Here is a 24,939-nt window from a genome sequence, read left to right on the forward strand (position 1 = left end):
GGGGCAAAGCTTTGGGATATCTGCTTCGAGCGGGAGAGCCAAATAGTGGCCAATCAACCTTGGTGGTGACTACATAAGGAGGAGGAATTCATGTTTGCGATATTCAAGAAGCTGAGCTGGTTCTTTAAAGAGCAGTGGCGGCGGTATACCTTGGCTATTATCTTTTTATGTTTGGTAAATGTAATGGAAGTCATCCCCCCACGGCTCATTGGGAATGCCATCGATGATATGAACAATGGCAATATGACCCAAGATGCCTTGGTGCGGTATGTTACTTATTTGCTTGTTCTTATGTGTGTCAGCTATTTATTTGGATACTTATGGAGTTACCTTTTATTTGGTGGCGGGAATTTGGTCGAAAGGAAGATCAGGTCAGGATTCATGGGGCATTTATTGAAGATGACACCGACCTTTTACGAGAAAAACCGTACTGGTGATCTGATGGCAAGGGCGACCAATGATTTAAAAGCCATCTCGCAAACGGCTGGTTTCGGAATATTGACACTGGTCGACTCGGTCGTCTTCACATTCATGGTCGTCATCATGATGGGCGTGACCGTCAGTTGGCAGCTAACGATCGCGGCTATACTGCCCCTACCCATCATGGCCCTCATGATGCAGATTTATGTGAAGAAAATTTATAAGCGATTTACGGATGCACAATCAGCATTCGGTGAGCTGAATGACAAAGTGTTGGAGTCCATTTCCGGCGTGCGTGTCATACGTGCATACGTCCAGGAAAGGGAAGATGAAAAGAGATTCGATGAGATGACGGAGAATGTTTATCGCAAAAACCTGGCAGTGGCAAAGATCGATGCCCTTTTCGATCCGACGATCACCATCATCATCGGCATTAGTTACTTAATCGGCCTTGGATACGGAGCGTACCTTGTTTTTCAACAAGCCATCACGCTTGGAGGCCTTGTATCATTCAATGTATACCTAGGCATGTTGATTTGGCCAATGATTGCCGTAGGCGAATTGATCAATGTCATGCAAAGGGGGAATGCATCTTTAGACCGTGTTCAAGAAACCCTTTCCTATGAAGCCGATGTGAAAAATCCATTGAAGCCCGGGCAATCTTTGAACGGGGATGATATCGCGTTTCACCAAGTGAGTTTTACCTACCCTTCTTCAAAAGTGGTGAATCTGTCTGATATATCGGTTCAACTGGAACAAGGTCGCACTTTAGGGATTGTCGGTAAAACAGGAAGCGGGAAAACGACGTTCGTGAAGCAATTGCTGAGGGAATACCCACTGGGAAGCGGGGAAGTCGTATTTGCGGGAGTGCCGATTGAACAGCTTGAACTCGGGGGTGTCCGCGGCAAAATCGGGTATGTTCCACAGGATCACTTTTTATTTTCAAGGTCCGTGAAAGATAATATCCTCTTCGGAAAACTGGACGCCTCGGAAGAAGAGCTTGCAGAAGCAATCCGACTTGCAGATTTCGAGAAGGATGTAACGATGCTACCTAACCGGCTTGAAACGCTCGTCGGTGAAAAGGGGGTCGCTCTATCAGGAGGACAGAAACAGCGGATATCGATAGCAAGAGCCTTGATTAAAAATCCGGAAATCCTGATCCTGGATGATTCCCTTTCAGCCGTGGATGCTAAAACGGAAACGACGATCATCAAAAATATCCAAAATGAACGGGCGGGGAAAACGACAATCATCACGACCCACCGCTTATCGGCCGTTCAACATGCGGACCATATCATCGTCCTCGACAATGGGACGATTATCGAAGAGGGTACACATGCAAGTTTACTCAAGCAAGAAGGCTGGTATAAGGAGCAATATGAGCGGCAACAAGTTAATGAAGGAACGGAGGTCGGGGCATGAAGGTTGTAAAAAAACTCGTTCAATATGCTTCCCTTTACAAAAAGATAATCATCGGAGCACTGATCATGCTGGCCCTTTCCGTTGCCGCCGATTTAAGCGGTCCATTCGTCGCTAAAAAAATCATCGATTCTCATATAATGGGAATCGAATCATCTTGGCATGAAACGGAAAAAGGGCAAGATGCCGTGGAATACGAAAATCACTGGTACAAAAGGGATGCCTATTTTTCAAAAGGGGAAGAGAAAGGGAAAGAGGTCCGGGTGCTACAGGTCGGTAGCCAATTCGTCTTCGTCGATAAAGCGGTCCCGGTGGATGGGCGCCGCAGTTTAGATGGAAATACATTAGTCATTGAAAAAGGCGGAAAAGAAACGAGGACGGCATTTGAACCCTTATCAACCCAGGAGTTGATGGGGTTTTATCAACCGGAAATTCCAAGGATATTGGGACTCGTCGCTTTTTATTTCGGTCTAGTCCTCATTTCCTCCGTCTTTCAATACGGACAGAGCTTTTATTTACAGAAAGCCGCCAACCGGATTATCCAGCGGATGAGAAATGATATTTTCACCCACATTTCCCGTTTGCCAATCCGCTATTTTGACAATATGCCTGCTGGTAAGGTCGTTGCCAGGGTCACAAATGATACAGAGGCCATCCGCGAATTATATGTAACCGTCCTGGCCAATTTCTTTTCGAGTACGATCAACATCATCGGTGTACTCATTGCCTTATACATTTTGGATGCACGTGCGGGTCTCATGGGTCTCCTACTTGTTCCCATCATTATTATCTGGACGAAGGTATATCGTAAATTCGCCTCGAAATATAATCATATCATTCGGGAACGAGTCAGTGATATCAATGGGATGATCAATGAATCGATTTCAGGAATGAATATCATTCAAGCATTCGGACGTGAAAAGGAAACGAAACAGTCATTTGAAACCTTGAACCGAGATCATTACTTTTATCAAAACAAGATGCTTCATTTGAATTCCTTGACGGGGGGAAACTTGATTGGAGTCATCAAGGTTATCGCACTCATCGCATTTGTATGGTATTTTGGCGGGATGTCTCTTACAGCGACCTCAGCCGTTTCACTCGGGATGATGTATGCCATCGTCGACTTGATCAGCCGACTGCTTCATCCGTTACATGGAATCGTCAATCAGTTCGCGAACCTGGAACAGGCATTGGTTGCGGGGGAGAGGGCTTTCAGTCTGTTGGATGAGCCGGGCATGCAAGTCAGCGATCGAAACATTCCCAGATATAAAGGCAATGTGGCATTCGAACATGTATCGTTTGGCTATAAGGAAAATGAATATGTCTTAAAGGACATATCCTTTTCAGCTAGTCAGGGAGAAACGGTCGCATTGGTGGGCCATACTGGTTCAGGGAAAAGTTCCATCATGAATTTACTGTTCCGTTTTTATGACAGCAATGAGGGGACCATTAAGATTGATGGAAAGGATATTTTGGATATCCCCCATCAAACCTTAAGGGAACATATGGGGATCGTCCTTCAGGATCCTTACTTATTCACGGGAACAATTGCTTCCAATATCAGTCTAGGCCAGGAAAGGATCACAAGGGCCACCATAGAAAAAGCGTTAAAGGATGTTGGTGGAGATAAAGTGTTGCGGCATTTGCCATTAGGGCTTGATGAACCGGTGATTGAAAAAGGTGGGACATTGTCCTCGGGACAACGACAGCTGATTTCCTTTGCTCGCGCCCTGGCCTTCGATCCGGCGATTTTGATCTTGGACGAAGCAACGGCGAGCATCGATACGGAAACAGAGGCCATCATCCAAGAAGGCATGGAAGTGTTGAAAAAAGGAAGAACGACTTTCATCATCGCGCATCGATTATCCACGATCAAGAATGCCGACCAGATTCTCGTATTGGATAAAGGGCGGATAGTGGAACAGGGGACACACGAAGGGTTGATGGAACAAAAGGGGAAATACTATCAAATGTACGAACTGCAGGCTGGACCTAATAAGGGGATGGCTGGATAGATTCATAATATGTAGGATGAGAAAGAAGAGGGGCATTTGCTCCTCTTCTTTCTCATTTGCTCATATAGATTACATTTCCTTGTAAACAAATTCTCGGTATTTTACAAACTCATTCTTCTTATCCTCGTTATTTAACCAATAGCTCAGTGCTCAATCCGATTATTTAGTAGAAACGGCCTGTCTTTCTGCACTTTTCTTAAGGGCTAAATCAAAGTCCCTGATCAAATCATCAGGATTTTCCAAACCGACGGACAAGCGAAGCAAGCTGTTCGTGATGCCGCGTTTTTCCCTTTCTTCTGCAGGCATGGCCGCATGGGACATTTTAGCCGGGTAAGATAGAATCGATTCGACGGCCCCGAGGCTTACAGCAAACACGGGTAACTCGACATGGTTTACGAACGAGCGGAAAATTTCTTCGCTTTCCAATTCGAATGATAGAACAGCTCCCGCTCCCCTGGCTTGATTTCCCTGGATGCCGTGTTGTGGGTGGTCGGAAAGACCAGGGTAATACACGTTTTTCACTAACGGTTGCTGTTTTAAATATTCCGCAATTCTCTCAGCACCTTTTTGAGAGTGCTCCATCCGGACGGATAGGGTTTTCAGACCTCTCATCACAAGCCAGGCATCCTGAACACCGAGCACCGCTCCAAAAGAGTTTTGGAGGGAACCAAGTCTATCGGCAAGGTCCGGGTCTTTTACGACGGCAAGGCCTGCTACGACATCACTATGTCCAGACAAAAATTTTGTTGCACTGTGCAGGACAATATCGGCCCCGAGGTTTAACGGTCTTTGCAGGGCAGGTGTCAGGAATGTATTGTCTACAAAGCTTAATGCGCCAATGCTTTTGGCGATATCACATACCGCTTTAATATCGGTTACTTTAAGCAAGGGATTGGAAGGCGTTTCAATATAGATTGCTCGCGTATTTGGCTGGATGGCCGCTTTTACACTTTCAAGATCCGTCATATCCACGAAGGTATGTTCGATGTTAAAACGGGTCAGCACGGTTGTTACCATTCGGAATGTGCCTCCGTATACATCTTCAGAGATGACGATATGGTCACCGGCAGAAAGCAGGAGGAAAGCCGTTGAAATGGCAGCCATCCCGGATGAAAAAGCGAATCCGCGCGTGCCTTCTTCCAGTTCCGCAATGATATCTTCCAGTGCTTCTCGCGTCGGATTCCCGCTCCGGCTGTAATCGTATTTGCCAAATTGATCAATGTCGGTTTGATGGAAGGTGGAAGCATGCTGAATCGGAACACTCACCCCACCTGTTGTTGGATCGAATTTATGTTGGTTGTGTAGTAATTTGGTTTCAAAACTGAATTCTTGGTTTGTCATCGTATTGCCTCCTTTTTAACTTGAGCAAATGCCTGCTGCAGGTCTTCGATTAAATCTCCGCTGTCCTCGATGCCGACAGAGAATCGAAGGAGTCGATTGCAAACTCCATTTGCCGTTCTAACTTCAAGAGGCATATCGGCATGTGTCTGTGTCGCCGGATACGTGATGAAGCTTTCGACGCCACCAAGGCTTTCGGCAAATGAAATCAATGAAAGGGACTGTAGAAATGGGTTGACCACCGCTTCATCATTGACCCGGAATGAAATCATGCCGCCACGACCTGGATAGAGAACATCCGTTACACTTTCATGTTCCGTCAAATAATCAACGATAACCTTGGCGTTCTTTTCATGACGTTCCATTCTCAGTGCCAAGGTTTTCATCCCGCGCATCAACAGCCACGAATCAAATGGGCTCAAGACCGCACCCATACCATTATGGTGGAAAGCAAGGGACTCACATAACTCGGCGCCTTTTGCCACAATCAAGCCGGCCAACACGTCATTATGGCCACCTAGATATTTCGTTGCACTGTGAATCACGATGTCAGCACCAAGTAAGAGGGGCTGTTGGATGATCGGCGTGTAAAAAGTATTGTCAACAATCAATAGTAAATTGTATTGTTTGGCAAGAGCGGCGACGGCTGGAATGTCCGTTTGCTGCATAAGAGGGTTTGTGGGAGTTTCAATAAAGATGGCCTTTGTTTGAGGGGTGATTGCTTTTTCAATATCCTCCAGGCAACATGTATTGACATATTCGCATTGTAGCCCCCATTTTTTAAAGCCATGCTCTAATAAACGATATGTACCGCCATATAAATCTTCGCTACTGATCCATGCATCCCCTGATTTGAATAAGGAAAGGATGGTGGCAATGGCAGCCATTCCCGAACTGCATGCATATCCTTGATCGCCATGTTCTAGTTTGGCGATCGATTGCTCCAATAGCTGGCGTGTAGGGTTTCCTGTTCGTGTATAGTCGAATCCTGTTGATTGACCAATTCCTTCGTGACGGAAAGCCGTCGAGAAGTAAACGGGCGGATTGACCGTTCCTGTCGCCGTTTCACTGCGGTTTCCAAGCTGAGCAAGATAGGTTTCTGTTTTGTACATAATTTTTCACTGCTCCTTTTAGTTAAATAAAATAAAAAAAGTCTTCTTTAAGAAGAAGACTTGAATAAGTAGGATAGAGTCATTCTTCTTATCTTCCAAGTTACACAAACTTGTGGAATTAGCACCTTTTCATTGGTTTGAAACAAATGAAGGTTGCTGAGGTGTCATAGGGCCATTCCCTCTACCTCTCTCGATAAGAGTTTTGATTATTCAATTTCTTTTGAATTTACTATAAATATAGGATTCTGTCAAGGACATTCCTAATAGACGGTTATTTGGGACTAGCTATTATGGAACATGTATCATGTTATGTATCATGTTTATCATTATAAAATTACGAATTCAACAGAGTAATAGAACCGGATTCAGATTAAACGGACTTTTCTGAAGGAAAAGGTCATTTGTGTTCCGTTTTTTTTGCTTTACAATAATAATGTTTGTACAATATATAGGGGATCATATAAAACGTCATTATTCATTACATATACATATTGTTTCTCAGTGGATAGTGCGAATATAGGAGGAGAACACATGGAATTTAGAATCGAACGAGATACAATGGGGGAAGTAAAAGTTCCTGCTGATAAGTACTGGGGTGCTCAAACGGAAAGAAGCCGTAATAACTTCAAAATCGGTTATGAAAAAATGCCGATTGAATTAGTTCATGCATTTGCTTACGTAAAACAAGCGGCAGCAAAAGTGAATTTTGAACTTGGCGATCTTTCAGAAGTGAAGAAGGATGCCATCGTTAAAATTTGTGGTGAAATCCTTGAAGGGACGCTTGACGAACATTTCCCACTTGTCGTCTGGCAAACAGGTAGCGGCACACAAAGTAATATGAACGTGAATGAAGTGGTCGCAAACAAAGGGAATAAATGGTTAGAGGAAAAAGGCGAAACTGAGATGCTTCACCCGAATGATGATGTTAACAAAGCACAAAGCTCTAACGATACATTCCCGACAGCCATGCATATCGCAGCTTATATGGAAGTTGCCGAAAAATTGGTACCGGCCATTAAAGTGCTTCGTGACACATTCGAAGCCAAAGAAAAAGAATTCTGGGATGTCGTGAAAATTGGACGTACCCATCTTCAAGATGCGACACCACTAACTCTTGGCCAAGAAATCTCCGGTTGGAAAGCAATGCTTGATAAAGATTTGGCGATGATCGAAGAAAGTAGCCAAAAATTATTGAACCTTGCATTGGGCGGTACGGCTGTAGGGACTGGAATCAATACGAAAAAAGAATTCCCGGCACTTTCTGCTAAACAAATCGCAGCGGATACAGGACATTCATTTGTCACATCGGATAATAAGTTCCATGCTTTAACAAGCCATAACGAAATTGTTTATGCACACGGTGCTCTTAAAGCATTGGCTGCTGATTTAATGAAGATTGCCAATGATGTTAGATGGCTGGCAAGTGGCCCAAGAAGCGGAATCGGTGAAATCGCCATTCCTGAAAATGAGCCAGGCAGCTCCATCATGCCAGGTAAAGTGAATCCGACCCAATGTGAAGCAATGACAATGATTGCGACACAAGTTGTCGGAAATGATGCTACAATCGGTTTTGCAGCAAGCCAAGGGAACTTTGAATTGAACGTTTTCAAACCGGTCATCATTTACAACTTCCTGCAAACCGTTAAATTATTGACTGATGGCATTCATTCCTTCAATGATAACTGTGCGGTAGGAATTACAGCGAATGAAGATAAGATCAAAGAAAATGTTGATCGTTCTCTTATGCTCGTAACGGCATTGAACCCACATATCGGGTATGAAAAAGCGGCTAAAATTGCGAAAACTGCATTCAAAGACAACTCCACTTTGAAAGAAGCGGCGTTGAAACTTGAATTCCTAACGGAAGATGAATTCAAAGCATGGGTTGACCCTGCTAACATGGTCAATAAATAATCAACAGGTAAGCATCCTTCCTCGCATGTAGGGAGGATGTTTTAATGTGTTAAAATGATGGAATAAACGAATACTTAAACTAGATAAATCGAACAGGAGGAATGGTCATGTCTTTATGTCCACTATGCAATGGTCTTAGAAAAATGCATTTGGAATGCCCTAAATGCAGTAGTGACCTTGAAGATCAAGGGAAATTGATGGATTATGCCGATGATTACAGTGCTTATATGGATATTGATACATTGAAAAAAAATGACGGTTTTCCCGAATCCCTTCAAAAGGGACAATGCCCGCATATTATGAAGTGCCCCAACTGCGGACACGATGAAGTGATTTTGGTACAGGAATAGAGTTCTTGAATAATAGGGTGAGACCTTAGAATAATTAATGATCGAGACTTTTTCATAAAAATGAGAAGTCTCTTTTTTATGTGGATCATTTTTTCATGAAAAGGAGGTTACCTAAACTTGGAATTGGAAATTCATAGTGGAAAAATAGAGGGATAGTGGGCTTGTCTCGCCGTATAATGTTATGGTAGTGAGTTATTCGTGGAGAATGGAAAGTAGGGTGGTAACCTTGGCAATGCTCTTATTGGTTATGATTTACTTGGCTTTCATAAGCCTGGGTCTTCCAGATTCCTTACTGGGTGCTGCCTGGCCGGTCATGCAGTCTGATTATGACCAGCCACTGGAGACTGCAGGCTTACTTTATATGATTGTTGCAGCAGGGACCATTTTCTCAAGCCTGGCTAGCGGCTGGTTAAATAAACGACTGGGGACGGGAAAGGTCACGTGTATAAGTGTGGCCCTGACAGCGGTGGCCTTATTTGGCATTGCCTATTCTCCCTCTCTGGATTGGCTTATTATCTGTGCGATCCCTTTGGGGCTGGGTGCAGGAGCTATCGACGCTGCGCTGAATAACTACGTGGCGTTGCATTATAAAGCCCATCATATGAACTGGCTTCATTGCTTTTGGGGAGTGGGGGCAAGCATAGGACCCATCATGATGTCTTATTATATGGCTAATCAAGGCACATGGAGAGCTGGTTATGTAACCATTTCCTATATCCAGTTCACCCTAGCCCTTTTACTCGTGTTAACCCTTCCATTATGGAAGCTAGTCTCTCGGAGGGTGCCAATCGATGAAGGTAGCACAGTGAATCCGGATTACTTGGAAGAACGGGTATCCAAGGAAAGGTCGCTTAAAATCAAAGGAGTCAAGTATGCATTGTTCACGTTCTTTTTCTATTGCGGCGTTGAATCAACGTTAGGACTGTGGGGAAGCAGCTATCTTGTGAATAGCAAGGGCATGTCAGCTGCTTTGGCCGCTCAAGGGGTCTCTTTTTTCTATACGGGTATTATGCTAGGACGGCTTATAACAGGATTTATTCTTTTGAAGGTCACCAACCATCAGCTCATGATCCGATTGGGACAGATTGCAGCACTTATTGGGACGGTACTCCTTATCCTGCCCTTGCCGGTTACGATGTCGCTTGTCGGTTTTGTTATAGTCGGATTGGGCTTGGCCCCCATTTATCCTTGCATGATTCATGAGACCCCCGCCAGGTTCGGTAAAACCCATTCACCGTCCATCATAGGATATCAAATGGCTGTGGCATACACGGGGACCACCCTTTTGCCGCCCTTTCTAGGGTTAATTGCTTCGTACACTACGCTTGATGTATTTCCGTACTTTGCTCTGGTTTATGTGATGGCCATGCTGTTCGGATCTGAAAAGTTGAATGGAATGTTGAAGAAGCGTTGGGCTAATTAAGATCCCTACCTTGGATGGGAGGACTACCTCATGAATCGTTATGAAGTGATGAACGTGAATGCCATATTTTAAAGTCTTATTGCTTCGTGGTAGGCAGGCGATTAGACGCAGGATAATGAAGCTGAAAAAAGAAACGTGGAGCGGGTCGATAGAAGTGGATGAGGTAAGTTTTTGGAATAGAATAGTTCGGCGGATCGTCCATATATCGAGGAAAAGAGGAGTATAAAGGAGCATGTAATGTGAGTTTAGCGAGCTATATTGGGTGTAACGTGGAACTCCGTCTTAGTGAAGATGAAGAGCATAACGCCTTAATTCAGATTGGAGATTGTTTTTCAAGTAAATACGACAAACAACATGTGAAAAAGTATCAATTCACGGCACAGTTTGTTTATGAAGTGTCATCCGACTGGGGAATTGAAATTTCAAAAGATATGAGTCCAAGCCAGTGTTTTGAATCAAAAAAGAAGCTTACGGCATTATGTGAAATGATGAATGACTATCTTGAGAAAGGTGAGTATTTCGAATTGTATAGTTGCTGGGTAGGGGAGGAGAAAGAAAAACGAGTAGGTGAGTTAACGTTAAAAATGGATACATTGAATGTTGATTCGATTGAAATGCCTGAAAAGACATTGGTTCGATTTGAGAAATAAGTTGAGGGAAGCCTTGGTCGATAAGGCTTCCCCCATTTGGATGCAAATCCAAATCAAAAAGTAATTACTTAAGCCATCTTCGTTTGCTGGTTGCCTTCCATTTCTGATTCTTCGTCAAAAATACGTTGCTCGGACTCTTTATCAAAGAAATGGGTTTTATTCATATCAAGGGCCAGGTCAATGGCATCACCAGCCTGGATGATATGTTTGGCATCCACCCTGGCAACAAAGTCCTGTCCGGCGAATGTCGAATAGAGCATGATTTCGGCACCCATTAGCTCGGCCACATCGACTTGAGCCGTGAATGTTGAAGTGGGCGATGCGGAAATGAACGTTTCTTCGTTATGGAAATCCTCAGGCCGGATGCCAAGAATGATGTCTTTTCCGATATAGCCTTGATTACGAAGCGTATCCATTTTGAAAGGAGGCACCTCAAGTGTTTGCTCCCCAATTTGAATGAATCCATCCTGCAAGGTACCTGTAAAGAAGTTCATGGCAGGTGAGCCGATGAATCCGCCTACGAAAACATTTACAGGCTTTTCATAGACATCTTTCGGTGCACCCACTTGCTGGATGATGCCATCCTTCATGACTACAAGCCGGGTGGCCATGGTCATGGCTTCTGTTTGGTCATGGGTGACATAAATCGTTGTTGTATTGATCCGTTTGTGCAGTTTAGCGATTTCTGCGCGCATTTGTACCCGAAGTTTTGCATCAAGGTTGGAAAGGGGCTCATCCATCAAGAAGACTTTGGCATCCCGAACAATGGCCCTTCCAAGTGCCACACGCTGGCGCTGCCCGCCAGAAAGGGCTTTAGGCTTCCGTTGTAAGAAGTCTTCAAGTCCAAGGATCTTGGCAGCATCATGGACGCGTTGCTTGATTTCCTTCTTCGGCGTTTTCCTTAGCTTCAGTCCAAAAGCCATATTGTCATAGACGGTCATATGAGGATATAAAGCGTAGTTCTGGAAAACCATCGCAATGTCCCGATCTTTTGGAGGCACATCATTGACCCGCTTGCCATCTATAAAAAGATCCCCTTGGGAGATGTCCTCAAGGCCGGCAATCATCCTTAAAGTGGTCGACTTTCCACACCCCGAGGGTCCGACGAAAACAATGAATTCCTTATCGGCCACGCTAAGGTTGAAGTCTTTAACGGCTGTCACCTTATTATCATAAATCTTGAAGATATGATCCAATACTAACTCTGCCATGAACTATTCCTCCTCTTAAACTCCTAAATTCGTAATGATATTTATAGTCTACTCTATCAATGCTGAAATAAATATGGGCACACTGCACAAAAGGGATAATTATCCTTTTTGCTCATTTAAGAGAATGAGGAGGTAGGCAGCCAAAGCATGCGGGAAATTCCGTACATCCAGTCCTGTTTTTTCAGCGAATTTATCTATCCTGTATTGCAGGCTGTTCCGATGGATATAAAGTTGTTTAGCTGCCGATGAGGCGTTGGAATTACATTCGATATACGTTTTAACCGTTTTGATCAATTCATGATCCTGCCGCGTCTTGCCAAGCAATTCATTGATGTACCATCTTTTATCCATGTCAGTACAGGCATTCATGAGTGCGTAGGGGATAATATTGGGTAATTCCGTCACCTTAACATCGGATAGATGGAGCAAAGAAAGTGTGAAACATTTTCTCTCTTGTATCAGATGGTGATGAAGGTCCGCATCGACAGGGTGAAATCGACCGGCATAGACCCTGATCTTCACGTAAAAGTCACTCTCGAGTGTGGATGAGATGGCGAGAAAATCATGCGTCGATAAGGGTTCATCCATGTCTGATTCAATTAAGGTTCCCGCCGTTTCATTCTCCCAGACCAGGATGGAATCGGATGGTACGAATGAGAGAATCGCTTCCTCGAAATGATCGTGTGAAAAATCCCCATGGGCTAGGTTAAAGTAGGTGAACCGGACATTCTCCCAGTTCGTTAGGGGCTGGGAGGCACGCGGCCCAAATAAAAAATCATTCCAAGTAGTTTGGGTAGTGGAGGTGTTTGGACTTTGGAGTGATGGAGTGTCAAAGAGTAGCGTAAGCAAACGGATTTCCTCCGCCGATATGTCTGAGCGGGGAATGCCAATTGTATGGCCGAATGGATCTTCCAACCAGAAATATGCCGAGATGTCCTGTGCATCTTTTTTATCTGAAAGGGAGTTCGGGAATGTATGTTTAAGCTTATTAAGCATCATGTTCACCTTCTTTCCATTCCATTATATCCAAAAAGGGCAAAGCGGAAAAGAAAACAATGACTGCGTTCATAGGTATTGTTAATCAGTAAAGGCCTGCCCCAGACAGGAGCAGACCCATACTTGCTGTTTCCTTATTTCATCCAATCAGGTTTACCGAAGCCTTGGAACTTGTCATCAATCACCTTTTCAAATTCGGCACTTTCTACAACTGATTTGATATCTTTTGCAAATTGGGCGTCTTTATCCTTAGTGTTTACAGCCACGACATTGCGATACGTATCTGGCATGTTTTCTAAAGCAAGAGCATCTTGAAGGTCCATTTTGGCGGCAATCGCAAAATTACCAGGAACGGCCGATAGGTCAACACTGTCCGTTGCACGAGGTAATTGTGCCGATTCCAGTGGTTCGAATTGAATGTTCTTCGGATTCTTTGTTACATCTTTCTCGGATATTCTTAATGGGTCAACATCCGGATCCACTTCAATCAGGCCCTCATCCAATAAAACTTTAAGTGCACGGGAGAGGTTGACTGGGTCATTGGGAACGGCGATGGTCGCACCATTTTTAATATCGGCCAATGATTTGTATTCCGTGGAGTAAATGCCCATCGGTGCCGTTGGAACAATAATAAGGTCAGAGAGTTCTAAATCATGTTCCTTTGCGAAATTATCCATATACACTTTATGCTGAAAGAGGTTGGCATCGATCGAACCATTACCAAGTGATTTATTCGGCTGGATATAATCACTGAATTCGACGATGTCCACTTTGTAGCCAAGGTCTTCAAGTCCGGGTTGTATGGCCTCTATCACCATGTCGGCATAAGGGCCAGTCGTTGCCCCAATTTTTAATTCTTTTTTGCCCTCCGTTTTAGTTGTCGCATCGTCATTTCCGCAAGCTGACAACCCAAGGGCTAATGCACATATAGATAATAATGAAGTGATTTTTTTCACGAAAAATTCCTCCTTGTTTAATGTAGTGTCATCGTTAACATTCATGAATCTTATCGTTTGTTTACATAGTGAGAGGCCTTATCGCCTATCATTTGGATGATTTGGACAAGACAGATCAGAACGACCACCGTTGTGATCATGATCGTGTTGTCATAACGGTAATAGCCGAAACGAATCGCGAGGTCACCGATTCCTCCTCCGCCGATTGTTCCTGCCATAGCCGAGAAGCCGATGAGTGATATTGTCGTTAATGTCACGCCTTGGATGATTCCAGGCCTTGCTTCAGGAAGAAGCACATCCTTGATGATCATCCATGGGGAAGCGCCCACGGCAATCGCGGCTTCAATCACTCCCTTATCTATTTCCCTCAATGCAGATTCTACGATCCTAGCGAAAAAAGGTATGGCGGAGACTGATAGGGAAACGGAAGCCGCTAGCGGTCCAATTGTTGACCCGGTAAGGAATTCGGTTAAAGGAAGCAAAGCGACTAAAAGAATGATAAACGGAATCGAGCGGACTAGATTGACCACGAAACCGAGGGACCGATTCAACGTGATATGTTCAAAGAACAAATTTCTGGTCGTCGTAAACAGCAACACTCCTAGAGGCAGTCCAATCAGGAGGGCAACCGCAAGGGAAATTCCGACCATATAAATCGTTTCCAGAAAGGCTTTATTAAGGTCAGGCAAAATATTGATGATGGAATCAAGCAGTGACATGATTTAACACCTCCACGGATTGGGTCCGGCTTCTTATGTATTCAAGGGCTACTTGCACTTCTTCAGGCTCACCAATCAATTCGATGATCAAGATTCCTAGAGGGACATCCTGGATATATTCAATTTTCCCGTGCAGGATATTCCCTCTGACAGAATAGTTTTGTAGAGTATCCGAGAGTATCGATTCACCAGCGGTTTGCCCTTCAAATTGTATTTTGATAATCGTTCCTTTGTTTTCCCTAATAAGGTGGGGAGGAAGTTCAAAATCCAATACGCTGCTGATGAACTGCTTAGTCAGTTCTTGTTTGGGTTGTGAAAATATTTCATAAACAGGGCCATCTTCGATAATTCGTCCATCTTGCATGACGGAGACACGATGGCACAGTTCCTTGACCACTTCCATTTCATGGGTGATCAACACGATGGTGATGCCCAGTTCTTTATTGATCTTTTTCAACAACTGTAAGATCGACTTCGTTGTGGTTGGATCAAGGGCTGATGTCGCTTCATCACATAATAGGACGGTAGGGTCATTCGCTAAGGCCCGTGCAATGCCGACCCGCTGTTTTTGTCCGCCACTGAGTTGAGCCGGATAAACATCTTTTTTATCACGAAGGCCAACGATATCCAAAAGCTCTAGAACGCGGTTGGTAATGACCTCCTTTGGTTGATGGGCGGCTTTCAAGGCGAAGGAGATATTGTCAAAAACCGTTTTGGAACTGACTAGGGAAAAATGCTGAAATATCATGCCGATTTTCTGGCGTTGTTTGCGAAGCTCCTGGCTTGATAAGGTTGTTAAGTCGACGCCATCGATGATGATGCTACCATTGGTCGGACGCTCAAGAAGATTCAGACAGCGAATCAATGAACTCTTTCCCGCGCCGCTATACCCGACAATCCCATAAACCTCTCCCGTTTGAATGGTTAAAGATACATTATCCACTCCGATAACTCGGGTATTCTTCGAGATATATTCCTTTCGAACTGAACGAATTTCAATCATGATGCTATCCTCCTTATACATAAAAAAGCTACCTCTATCATTCAGAAAGAGGCAGCGAAATTATATCCCGTCTTATCTTTCAGAATGGTATTTCATTCTGCAGGAAGGGGCACCATTCCCGATTTGGGGCGGTTGCCGGACGTCATAGGGCCTGGTCCCTCAGTCACTCTTGATAAGTTAATTACTATTTTAGTATTTTATTATTTTTTTAATATAATCTATATTATTTGTTAAATACAGTAATGTCAATTATTTTTTGAATTTTATCAAGATTATGAATCGAATGATCTACTTGCCCAGATTATAGTGGCCATTTGCTAAGTTACACGGAACGTCCCGGATCTTACATGGCCTGTCTGCGTAAGAATATGGACTTTGATCACTCCCATCATTAGAAAAAATATTATACTTGTAAAAAGTATGGAGAGATAATACATTTATTGTAAGTGAATTAGAAAATAAAGGATGATGAGGTTTTCCAAAAAAATGATTGGGGTGGAAAGTCATGCTGGAAATGAAAACGATAAACGATGTGGTTTGCGTAAAAGGGACACCGGAAGGAAACAAATCAGGCATGAGCGTGAATGTGTTCTTAACCGATGGCATGTTAGTTGATACGGGGGCAAAAATCTTGTTGAAGGAACTTACTCCATTCTTTGAAACCGCTGATTATGATATGGTGGCGCTGACGCATTATCATGAAGACCATACGGGTGGGGCCGCATGGATACAGGAACATAGGAACGTCCCCATCTATATTCATCCGATGTCCCTCGATATTTGTGCAAAGGATGCCGAATATCCCGATTACCGCAGAGTTTTTTGGGGAGACAGGGATGCCTTCAAGGCAGAACCATTGGGAGGGGTCGTCCATTCACGCACTCAAACATGGGAGCCAATCTTTACACCAGGGCATTCGAGGGACCATATGGTTTACCTGAATCATAGTAATGGCATGCTGTTTTCGGGTGACCTGTTTGTAACGCCGAAAACAAAGCTCGTTTTAAGGGAGGAATCAATTCCGTTCATCATGGAATCCATCAAGAAACTGCTTCGGTATGATTTTGTAGAGGTCTTTTGCTGCCACGCCGGGTATGTCCCGAACGGGAAGGAAATGTTTGAAAGAAAGCTCAGCTACTTGGAAAATCTGCGCGGTGAAATTTTGCGTTTGCATGATCAAGGATTGGAAGTCCATGAAATTCAGCAAAACGTGTTGCCTAATCGGTATCCGCTTATCGAGATATCCGGTCATGAATGGGATTCGGAGCATATCATTACATCGATACTGAAAGAGAGTAGGTTGTATTCAGAGGAAAGGAAGAAATGATGAATAAGAGGATGGGGGATAGGGTCGAAGAACAAGGCGGGAGCCTCATTGTAATCCTAGTGAAAATTTGATACAGTTAAACTGAAAAATAGTATTTCGTCTAGAAATGGGTGCAGATAAGAACATGTAGCTTATCTGCTTAAAAGGGAAGTCGGTTAGAATCCGACGCTGTCCCGCAACTGTAAATGAGAGCGATTCGAAGGAATGCCACTGTCTTTTTTGCAAGAAAAGATGGGAAGGTTCGAAAAGCGATGATCATGAGCCAGGAGACCTGCCCGTTTTTAGCACAACGCCAGAAACCTACGAGGATAGGGGGTGTTAAGTGCGAAAAATTAGCAAGAACATGCTTTCTTATTTTTGTAGAAAAATGGGGAATCATGGTCATTTTTGTTATGTTTCGTTTGCACTCTAACAACTTCTGAATGGGAAGTTGTTTTTTGTTTTTTACAAGTCCATATTGGACAACATTCAAAAAGAATCCTGTTAATTAGACAGGACAGCTATCATAGGGGGCCATATCATTGTTTGGTACAGTTGAGCATTTTACGGACTATTTAAAAGCGCAAATCATGCGTAACTTTTGTGTGGAAGAAATGATATCTTTAGATGATTGCCGAGCAAGCTTGATTGAGGAAATCCAGGTTCATGGCAAAAACGTAGAAGATAGGAAAGAATACGAAGCAAATCTTGAAAGAGCCTTTAGCCAAGTGAATCTAGAAATATTCGGCTATCAAGAAATCAAGTAAAGAGCCGCCCATAAGGGAAGCTCTTGTTTTCAATCTTTATTGATGTTCGGTTCCGTTTCATCATGAAAGTCATGGGCTTCCTCAATGTTCAAGGTGTCCGCGGCTTCATAGACGTTTCCGCCAGCAAGTCCTTCATTGATGATACGATCGATATCGAGATATACAGAATCCTTACCGTCATACTCGGTATCCTTCAGAAATGTAATCTTTTCTTTATCCAAATGAACTCCCTCCTTGGCTTTTTATTAGTGTTAGCCAAAGAGGGATTCTTTATTCTATTTAGTCGTACACGTGGTACACCATTAAATCATGAATCATGCCCTTGAGTTTTTCTTCCTCTGACTCTACAGGCGGATTGGTTAACCACTCAATGGACCCATCTTTATGATAGAGGGCTTGGACGGCCAATTTATTGAAGTAAAAGGAAATCTTCCAGCCAGGTAAATTCTTGTGCAACGGCTTCCATTGAAAATGCGTAATCATATGTATAACCTCCATATCGCTGTTTCTCATTTCATTATAATGGAAAAAGCAGGATGGAGGTTATTTTCTTATGTGATTCGGAAAAGTTAATTCAATGAACAGGTTTTTTAAATGTAGTAGGCGGCTCGCTTCAATTTCCTCTTCATCAAATTGCATGGGTTTTGAATTGACTTCATAAATGAATAGAGCACCGGATGTATCTTCCCCGATATCAATGGAGAATTCCCCAAGAAAGCCAAACTTCCTGGAGAGGATGATTCCACATCTTTGCGCAATGTTCGCCAACTTCCTGTTTAACGGCCTCGTTTGTAGCTGCTGATAGGGAAAAAGCTTTCCCCCCCTTGGCGTATGGGTTGTGATTTCCTGGGTTTGCGACATCCTCACGCCCTTGCCGGTCACTTTATAAAACCCATTTTCATAATGAACAAGAATACGGTAATCGTATCGGTGTCCATTCAGTTTCTTTGGAATGACCGCTCGTTGGGCCAGATACCCCCTCTTTTTGAGCGACGCCTTATTGGCTTCCCAAAACGCGGAGAAATCAGGGTACAATTCCTGATGTTTCAGGCTATTGAATTGGAGGGTGCCATCAGGTTTTTCTAGCAGGGTGTAGATGCCCTTACCTTGGCTTCCTTTGCATGGTTTCAAATAAATATGTTTGTGGAAATGTAAGAAGTCCGCTAGTTGGGTAGGGTCGGATAGGTCTATGGTCGATGGAAGATGGCGGGCTAGAGATCCATCTTCCGTCAATGCTTCGTACATCAAGTACTTATCCAAAAAATGAGGGTTGAATAAAGTGATGCGATGTTCTTTAAAAAAGGAAAGGAGTTCTTGAAAACTTTCCGATGCTTCGAATCCCCTTTTGGGAATGCGATTATAAACGATATCGGGCAGTGGTAATTTTACCTCATTCCATGTGTTCGTTTGTGAAGAAAAGATGAAGCCTTTCATGTAGTTGGAAAGCAAGGATTCAACCGTGAATACATAGGCCAATATCCCATGATTCGATAAATATTGAGATAAATTCTGAAAAAGTGTCAAATTCCCCCCTATACCTGATTCCTTCTTTGGATCTAGAGAGGTCAAGATACCAACGACTAGCACCCGGTTTCCCGGAAATAAAGTAATCGGAAAAAGTGCCTGATCCTGGGTGTCCTGCTTAAAAGGGATTTCCTCATTCGCGGCTCCCGCATATAGCTGCATATCTTCCTCGTTATGGCTCCATCTCTCAGAGGGAACATCATAAAAAATGTTCATTTCTGTGTACCAATCGTTTGTGAAATCGTCTGTTCGGTAAGATAAATGGCATAATCAAGGCTGAGCTTCCTGGTTAAAAGTTCAAATTCCTTTAACTTTGGATGGGAAAAGATAGAACGGCCTGGTTTAGAATTAGCTTCGAACATCCATACTTGCCCTTTTTTATCCAATCCGAAATCGAAGCCGATTTCTCCTATGATGCCATCTAGGTGCTCCTCGATGCTTTCACTTAATATAAGAGCGGCTTCTGATAGCTTTTCCTCGATCCGTTTAGCTTCTTCGTCATCTCCGTATAGTTCGGCAACCGTCTTGATGACCCCGCCGCTTTTAATATGGGTCGTCACACTGCCAGCCCCGGAAACTTTTGCGGCGATGGCCGTCACTTGCCAAACCCCATTGCTGTCCTTGTTCGTATGGACCCTGAAATCCACTGGCCGCTTTGAAGAGCGGATTAACGGGATGCCTTGTTGAACGATCAGGTTCTCAAGCGGTCGATTATGAAATACATGTTTGAGGATGGATTCGAGTGTGGAGAACTTTTGTAATTTGTTTTCCTGTTCCTCATTTTTATACCGGCAATAGTAGACATTTTCATGCTTATCATACAGAATTTGATGAATGCCGAGGCCAAGGCTACCATGAATGGGTTTGATATAGACTTGGCGATAATGCGACAGAAGCGTCTCGACGACGGATAGAGATTGAAAAGGGTAGGTCTCCGGTAAAAATGGCAAAGCCCGATCATCCGCATTCAACCGTTCGTAAACATCCCATTTATTGAAGAAACCAGGATTGTACCAAGGAATCTTATATTCCTTTTGGAACTTTTGCTTCACTTCCTTTGGCCCCTCACGGTTTTCCGTCATTCGGTTGGGAAGCCGGTCATATACGACGTTGGGAAAAGGGAATTCGTTGATCTGCCAGTTTTCCTTCTCATATACATATCCTTTAATCGTTTCTTGATCCCAATTGATGACATTCTCACCGAAAACAAAGGGGATACAACCGGTTGTTTGACTGAGAGAAAGTAATTTCGAAAAAAAGCCGGAACGTTCCCCAAGCGGTTTATTGGAAATGCCTGTGAAGCCTGATGAGAAAATTCCAATGAGCGGGCCGATATGAAGGCTCTTCCCGTATATAAATAAATGAAGGGGAGTATCGATCTCGTTGAACATCAAAGAATCTGCAAGACTATTCGAGAGTACGATTGATTGCTTGATGGCTGGATTTGGCTTGACGGCTGCAGGGCAGGAATGCTGCCCAAAATAAATTAATTCGATATCCCCCAGTTCCCCAAGGTCAGACGGATAAAAAAGGACGTGGCCGGGGATGTTGGCAATCTCTGCAGGGTATGTCTTTCGCATGGGTCATTCACCTGCTTTCAGAAGATGTTCGGATAAATATTGGCAATATTTGAACGGGGCTTGATAAATTTCTTTCATGGACTCTGGTTGGAGTGTTTGGATGATTTTTCTTCCGGGCTTGGAGTTAATGTCCAAGATCCAAATTTTCCCCGCCTTATCGATGCCTAAATCGATTCCAAGTTCGAATAGCCTTTGAAAAGCGCCTTCCGTCTCCACAGGGAGAGTCCGGAGGATATGCTGGATGGTTTGTTCGACGGTTACCGGGATGGAATCAGGATTCTTTTTCATGAAGTCTTCAAGCGATAAGGCCTCTCCGCCAGTCGTCAGATTGGAAGTGATATGATCTTGTTTCCCAAGACGAATGCCCCGCCCCCGTTCCAGCCACTGGTTTTTTTCGTTTTTCTGAAGCAAAATCCGTAAGTCGAATGGTTCGTTCTTCTGGTTGCTCAATTCTAAATAAGGTTGACATAGGTAACTATAGCGAGTTAATAAGTGCTGTAGCCATTTATTCAGTTGCGATTTTGATTCGAATTGGCGGTCATATTTCGTTCCTTTTTTGGTCATGGACACGGTTGTGCCTTCCTTAGTTTTCGTCAGAAGGTAAATGCCAAGACCGCCTGATCCAAACTCGGGCTTAATGATGATTTTTTCCAGGCGTTCCATGTGCTCGATTATTTGCTCAGGTGTCGTGACCCGCTCCGTCTCTGGGAAAAAGGCTTGAAGCAGGGGATTGGTTTTCAATGTTCGGTAAACATCCCATTTGCCAGGGAGGCCAAGCCCAAGAAAATTCGAGTTTTCTTTTAACCAATTTATTTTCTCACGTATATCATTGTGCTCACGGGAAATGCCATGAAAACAACGGTCATATACAAAATCAGGAAGGTCAAGTGAAGCAGGAAGCCAAACTTCTTTTTCCCCATCAAAGCGCTCGCCCTTGATTTTCTTCGAATCAACGTCCATATTTTCCGGTACGAACTTACAAACATTCATGCCAAGGGTTTTAGCCGTCTTGGCTAGCTCGGTGAAATAATGATTTTCTTGTGTATCTTTCGTGGACATTAGCCCTATTAACACGTGCCAGCAACTCCTTTTATGGATGGTCTTCACTCATTTATCGCATACATAAACTCAATAATCGACTTTACAGATGGCCGGAATGTTTCATAGGTACCTTGGAATTTTTTTGAGGGCTTCGAATTCACTTCTATGATCCAAGGATGCTTGTTACTATCAAGGGCTAAATCGATACCCAGCTCCCCGAATAATTCCGGATGGTTGTCATCAAGCGCAACTGCCGTCTTCTTGGCTAAACGGATGAGGCTTTGATATAAACGTTTGGCTTCTTGGTGATCCACGATCTCTTTTAAAAAGTCGAAACCGTTCTTCATGACACCACCTTGTGCGAGGTTGGAAACGATATTTCCCGAATCCCCGATTCGTGCAACCATGGAGGTGACCTTCCATTGATGCTGTCCGTTTTTATGAAGCAGGATGCGGAAATCCACTAATTTCTGATCGATCTCGAATAAGGAAATCCCCTTTTGAAGGATGTAAGCTTGATTCCGGCAAAACTTTTTCAAGGCTGAGAATAATTTCTCCTTCGTTTCGATAGTATGGATATTGTTTTCTGTTCCGGCATGCTCGATTACCCATCTGCCCGATGATTCGGTCAGCTTGCAGATATTCCGCCCCTGACTGCCTGTCGAGGGCTTTAGATAGCTTACTGGATGCTTATCTAAAAATGTCATGAAGGGTTCCTGTTCATTAAACATCACCGTCTCGGGTAAATGTGGAAGCAGGATATAATCTGAGAGCAGAAGCTCATGCACATCATGCTTGGAAAGGAACCGCCCGTTGAACATGGGAATGGCAAGGGATTTCAATTCCGTCGAAAAGTTTTCGAATAGTGGTGTTCCTTCCACCTTCCGGGAGTGGATCCGATTGTAAAACACATCAGGAATGGGGAGCTCAAGGGTCTCCCACCCATTCGCCCCTGGCCAATATCCTGTAAGGATCCCGTCCGCAAGTGGCTGTGGTTTTGCCAAAAAGAAAGGAAAGCCTTTTTGATTACAATAGGCTATCATCTCCTGATAAAATGGTTCCATTTCACCGAATGTGCCGCTCTGCAAGGGCCCCTGGTTAATGAGGACGGCAAGGAAAGGCGCTATTTGCAACGTTCTCTCCTCTGCATGAAAGGAAACGGAGACCGGCCCCGAGAAGGGAGGCAGAGATAAGAATTGGTTCGTATCATGTGAGATCTTTATGGTGGATTCCGGTGAGGCGAATGTTTGGACAAGTACCGGGACAGAACGCCGTCCGGCAATGAGAGTAAGAGGTTCTCCATATTGAAGGTCCCATTCCTGAAATAGTTTTTCTTCGACAAACAACAGTGCCTTCTTTCTTGTAGCAGCTGAATTTACCGTAATAAAAACTTTTTGGTATTTCAAGGTCATAATAATTCCCCGTTTGCACTAAGTTTGATATCCTTTTATAATTAAATGATGGGCAAAAGTGGATATCACATTCTATGTTTTTCAAAGTAGAACGTGTCATATAGCCCCTATTTCAAGCAATAAAAGGAGAAAAACATCATGGATGAGTTGTGGGTAAAAATACTGTTTATGGTCGTTGTCGGTGCAGTCATAGGAGGGTTCACCAATTTATTGGCAATCCGCATGCTGTTCAGACCCTATAAGCCCATATTTATTTTTGGAAAGCAGGTGCCGTTGACACCGGGTTTAATTCCGAAGCGGCAGGATGAGTTAGCCAAGCAGTTAGGGAAATTGGTCGTCGAACATTTAATCACACCCGAGAGCATTCAAAGTAAGGTTATCAATGATGCCTCTATAAAGAATATGAAGATTTTCGTACAGTCAGAAGTGAAGAAGGCGTTGTCCACGGAAAAAAGTACGGCACAACTGTTGGACCAATTGGGGATGAAGAATTCTTCCCTGACAATGGAACAGCGTTTACAGACATTCGTCCTTGGTAAATACGAAACATGGGCAGCGGAAAACCGAGGAAAGAGTCTACAAGACATCATTCCTTTGAATATCCAGCAAAAAGCGGTGAAATCAATCCCGGACATTTCGAAATATATCGTAACGAAGGGGAAAGAATACTTCAACAGTGCCGATGGCAAGGGACGACTCGAAGAAATGCTTGATGATTTTTTCAAAGAGCGAGGAAAAATGATTAACTTGATTCAAATGTTTATCGGAAATGAAAAGTTAATCGATAAGATTCAGCCTGAGATCATTAAATTCTTTGATCAATCCCGGACAGTCGACTTATTATCGGTCATGATGGAAAAAGAGTTGAGAAACCTTGAAAAATGGGATATGGAGAAAGTGGAAGGGTTAATTGGAAAAGACACGATCCGCACGCTGATTACAGAAAAAACGGGAGAATGGATTCCGGTCGCTTCCATCATGGAAAAACCGGTTCGTGAACTGACGGCTAGTTTTGCGGATACCATCGTCAACAAAGGCGTTCCGATTTTTGTTGAAAAAGCCGCGGACTATTTAATTGTCCATTTCCAGCCACTCTTCCAACGACTGCATTTGGATGATATCGTGGAGGAACAGGTATCTTCCTTTTCCGTTTCACGATTGGAGCAAATGGTTGTCTCCATCACTAAGAAGGAATTATCGATGATCACATATCTAGGTGCCCTGCTTGGTGGGATCATCGGTCTATTCCAAGGATTTGTGACCGTTTTATTAGGATGACGTGTAATTAGTAAAGGGATTTGTTATAGTGGGAAAGGTGTAGGAATACAATGATTACCGGGAGGGGAAAATTTTATGAGTAACGTGTATGATGCAGCATATGAAATGGAAAAAGCGATTCGATCAAGCAATGAATATGCAGACTTGCAACGGTTATATGATTTAGTCAATTCAGACCCAGCTACGAAAGGGATGTTCGAAAACTTCCGTAACTTGCAGATGACATTGCAACAAAAGCAAATGATGGGGCAGGAAATTGATCCCGAAGAAGTGGCACAAGCTCAAAAAACTGTGCAACTTGTTCAACAGAACCCAACGATTTCTCAATTGATGGAAGCGGAACAACGGATGAGCATGGTCATTGCCGACCTTAACAAAATCATCATGAAGCCACTAGAAGATTTATACGGCCCAGCTGAACAGCAATAATACCAAAAAAACTCCTTTGCCTTATGGCGAAGGAGTTTTTTTGAAAAAGAAAGACAAACTGATCCTGTTCTAC

The 24,939-nt window shown here is 43.6% G+C and carries 23 protein-coding genes and 3 riboswitches; of the genes, 10 read left to right on the top strand and 13 right to left on the bottom strand.

The features are described from left to right. Positions 1 to 90 precede the first annotated feature (90 nt). Together ACIQXR_RS07710 and ACIQXR_RS07715 are read left to right on the top strand one after the other, a co-directional pair. The gene (locus tag ACIQXR_RS07710; protein WP_403079802.1) at positions 91 to 1,842 is read left to right on the top strand and encodes an ABC transporter ATP-binding protein; all 1,752 of its coding nucleotides are present in this window, start codon (positions 91 to 93) and stop codon (positions 1,840 to 1,842) included. After that, positions 1,839 to 3,857, top strand: a complete 2,019-nt coding sequence (locus ACIQXR_RS07715) for an ABC transporter ATP-binding protein (protein ID WP_403079804.1) — start codon at positions 1,839 to 1,841, stop codon at positions 3,855 to 3,857. The genes ACIQXR_RS07710 and ACIQXR_RS07715 overlap by 4 nt, the downstream gene beginning before the upstream one ends. A gap of 159 nt (positions 3,858 to 4,016) precedes the next feature. Here ACIQXR_RS07715 and metC read toward each other — a convergent pair whose 3' ends face one another. Together metC and ACIQXR_RS07725 are read right to left on the bottom strand one after the other, a co-directional pair. Then, complete coding sequence (metC, locus tag ACIQXR_RS07720) at positions 4,017 to 5,198, bottom strand: cystathionine beta-lyase (protein WP_403079806.1); 1,182 nt, start codon at positions 5,196 to 5,198, stop codon at positions 4,017 to 4,019. Further along, positions 5,195 to 6,307 (bottom strand): methionine biosynthesis PLP-dependent protein, encoded by a 1,113-nt coding sequence (locus ACIQXR_RS07725; RefSeq protein WP_402867662.1) that lies wholly within the window; start codon positions 6,305 to 6,307, stop codon positions 5,195 to 5,197. Before ACIQXR_RS07725 ends, metC begins: the two co-directional genes overlap by 4 nt. Positions 6,308 to 6,392: 85 nt before the next feature. Next, a riboswitch (SAM riboswitch) is annotated at positions 6,393 to 6,507 on the bottom strand. Positions 6,508 to 6,838: 331 nt separating this feature from the next. Here ACIQXR_RS07725 and fumC point away from each other — a divergent pair. The 4 genes from fumC to ACIQXR_RS07745 all read left to right on the top strand — a co-directional run bounded on the left by fumC (position 6,839) and on the right by ACIQXR_RS07745 (position 10,644). After that, entirely contained in the window at positions 6,839 to 8,221 is a 1,383-nt protein-coding gene (gene fumC, locus ACIQXR_RS07730; protein ID WP_402990220.1) for a class II fumarate hydratase, read from the top strand. A 107-nt stretch (positions 8,222 to 8,328) separates the two neighbouring features. After that, positions 8,329 to 8,571 (top strand): hypothetical protein, encoded by a 243-nt coding sequence (locus ACIQXR_RS07735; protein WP_402867664.1) that lies wholly within the window; start codon positions 8,329 to 8,331, stop codon positions 8,569 to 8,571. A gap of 226 nt (positions 8,572 to 8,797) precedes the next feature. Then, positions 8,798 to 9,994 carry an MFS transporter gene (locus ACIQXR_RS07740; RefSeq protein WP_403079808.1) on the top strand — a complete coding sequence of 399 codons (1,197 nt, stop codon included), beginning with the start codon at positions 8,798 to 8,800 and terminating at the stop codon, positions 9,992 to 9,994. A 239-nt stretch (positions 9,995 to 10,233) separates the two neighbouring features. After that, positions 10,234 to 10,644: a hypothetical protein gene (locus ACIQXR_RS07745; protein ID WP_402867666.1), complete on the top strand. Its 411-nt coding sequence runs from the start codon at positions 10,234 to 10,236 to the stop codon at positions 10,642 to 10,644. 68 nt (positions 10,645 to 10,712) lie between these two features. On the opposite strand, the gene ACIQXR_RS07750 is transcribed toward ACIQXR_RS07745, so the two are convergent. The 5 genes from ACIQXR_RS07750 to ACIQXR_RS07770 form a co-directional block, all read right to left on the bottom strand. Then, on the bottom strand, positions 10,713 to 11,855 hold the full coding sequence (locus ACIQXR_RS07750; RefSeq protein WP_402867667.1) for an ABC transporter ATP-binding protein: 1,143 nt from the start codon (positions 11,853 to 11,855) through the stop codon (positions 10,713 to 10,715). A gap of 99 nt (positions 11,856 to 11,954) precedes the next feature. Continuing rightward, entirely contained in the window at positions 11,955 to 12,851 is an 897-nt protein-coding gene (locus ACIQXR_RS07755) for a PucR family transcriptional regulator (RefSeq protein ID WP_402867668.1), read from the bottom strand. A 134-nt stretch (positions 12,852 to 12,985) separates the two neighbouring features. Further along, positions 12,986 to 13,807, bottom strand: a complete 822-nt coding sequence (locus ACIQXR_RS07760; protein WP_402867669.1) for a MetQ/NlpA family ABC transporter substrate-binding protein — start codon at positions 13,805 to 13,807, stop codon at positions 12,986 to 12,988. A 50-nt stretch (positions 13,808 to 13,857) separates the two neighbouring features. Next, positions 13,858 to 14,526 (bottom strand): methionine ABC transporter permease, encoded by a 669-nt coding sequence (locus ACIQXR_RS07765; RefSeq protein ID WP_402867670.1) that lies wholly within the window; start codon positions 14,524 to 14,526, stop codon positions 13,858 to 13,860. Continuing rightward, positions 14,513 to 15,529 carry a methionine ABC transporter ATP-binding protein gene (locus ACIQXR_RS07770; protein WP_402867671.1) on the bottom strand — a complete coding sequence of 339 codons (1,017 nt, stop codon included), beginning with the start codon at positions 15,527 to 15,529 and terminating at the stop codon, positions 14,513 to 14,515. Before ACIQXR_RS07770 ends, ACIQXR_RS07765 begins: the two co-directional genes overlap by 14 nt. A gap of 69 nt (positions 15,530 to 15,598) precedes the next feature. Beyond that, positions 15,599 to 15,708: riboswitch (SAM riboswitch) on the bottom strand. A gap of 326 nt (positions 15,709 to 16,034) precedes the next feature. On the opposite strand from ACIQXR_RS07770, the gene ACIQXR_RS07775 reads away from it, so the two are divergent. Both ACIQXR_RS07775 and ACIQXR_RS07780 read left to right on the top strand, forming a co-directional pair. Next, positions 16,035 to 16,856, top strand: coding sequence for an MBL fold metallo-hydrolase (locus ACIQXR_RS07775; RefSeq protein WP_402867672.1), 822 nt, complete (start codon positions 16,035 to 16,037; stop codon positions 16,854 to 16,856). Positions 16,857 to 16,947: 91 nt separating this feature from the next. Further along, positions 16,948 to 17,149, top strand: a riboswitch (cobalamin riboswitch). A 228-nt stretch (positions 17,150 to 17,377) separates the two neighbouring features. Beyond that, positions 17,378 to 17,602, top strand: coding sequence for a hypothetical protein (locus ACIQXR_RS07780; protein WP_402867673.1), 225 nt, complete (start codon positions 17,378 to 17,380; stop codon positions 17,600 to 17,602). A gap of 29 nt (positions 17,603 to 17,631) precedes the next feature. On the opposite strand, the gene ACIQXR_RS07785 is transcribed toward ACIQXR_RS07780, so the two are convergent. From ACIQXR_RS07785 to ACIQXR_RS07810, 6 genes are read right to left on the bottom strand one after another with little or no spacing between them, the layout of a single operon-like run. After that, positions 17,632 to 17,823 (bottom strand): hypothetical protein, encoded by a 192-nt coding sequence (locus ACIQXR_RS07785; RefSeq protein WP_402867674.1) that lies wholly within the window; start codon positions 17,821 to 17,823, stop codon positions 17,632 to 17,634. A gap of 58 nt (positions 17,824 to 17,881) precedes the next feature. Continuing rightward, on the bottom strand, positions 17,882 to 18,085 hold the full coding sequence (locus ACIQXR_RS07790; RefSeq protein ID WP_402867675.1) for a YheE family protein: 204 nt from the start codon (positions 18,083 to 18,085) through the stop codon (positions 17,882 to 17,884). 60 nt (positions 18,086 to 18,145) lie between these two features. After that, positions 18,146 to 19,288, bottom strand: coding sequence for a YheC/YheD family endospore coat-associated protein (locus ACIQXR_RS07795; protein WP_402955655.1), 1,143 nt, complete (start codon positions 19,286 to 19,288; stop codon positions 18,146 to 18,148). A gap of 50 nt (positions 19,289 to 19,338) precedes the next feature. Then, complete coding sequence (locus ACIQXR_RS07800) at positions 19,339 to 20,706, bottom strand: YheC/YheD family endospore coat-associated protein (RefSeq protein ID WP_402867677.1); 1,368 nt, start codon at positions 20,704 to 20,706, stop codon at positions 19,339 to 19,341. A 3-nt stretch (positions 20,707 to 20,709) separates the two neighbouring features. Then, a complete protein-coding gene (locus ACIQXR_RS07805) occupies positions 20,710 to 21,780 on the bottom strand; it encodes a YheC/YheD family endospore coat-associated protein (protein ID WP_402867678.1) in 1,071 nt (356 codons plus the stop codon). 29 nt (positions 21,781 to 21,809) lie between these two features. After that, the gene (locus ACIQXR_RS07810; RefSeq protein ID WP_402867679.1) at positions 21,810 to 23,159 is read right to left on the bottom strand and encodes a YheC/YheD family endospore coat-associated protein; all 1,350 of its coding nucleotides are present in this window, start codon (positions 23,157 to 23,159) and stop codon (positions 21,810 to 21,812) included. 138 nt (positions 23,160 to 23,297) lie between these two features. On the opposite strand from ACIQXR_RS07810, the gene ACIQXR_RS07815 reads away from it, so the two are divergent. Further along, positions 23,298 to 24,437 (top strand): DUF445 domain-containing protein, encoded by a 1,140-nt coding sequence (locus ACIQXR_RS07815; RefSeq protein WP_402867680.1) that lies wholly within the window; start codon positions 23,298 to 23,300, stop codon positions 24,435 to 24,437. Positions 24,438 to 24,512: 75 nt separating this feature from the next. Continuing rightward, positions 24,513 to 24,866 carry a YlbF/YmcA family competence regulator gene (locus ACIQXR_RS07820; protein WP_402867681.1) on the top strand — a complete coding sequence of 118 codons (354 nt, stop codon included), beginning with the start codon at positions 24,513 to 24,515 and terminating at the stop codon, positions 24,864 to 24,866. The last annotated feature ends 73 nt before the right edge of the window (positions 24,867 to 24,939 follow it).

Origin of the sequence: Peribacillus sp. NPDC097224 (genome assembly GCF_044761985.1) — a bacterium.
In the GTDB taxonomy this organism is placed as follows: domain Bacteria; phylum Bacillota; class Bacilli; order Bacillales; family DSM-1321; genus Peribacillus.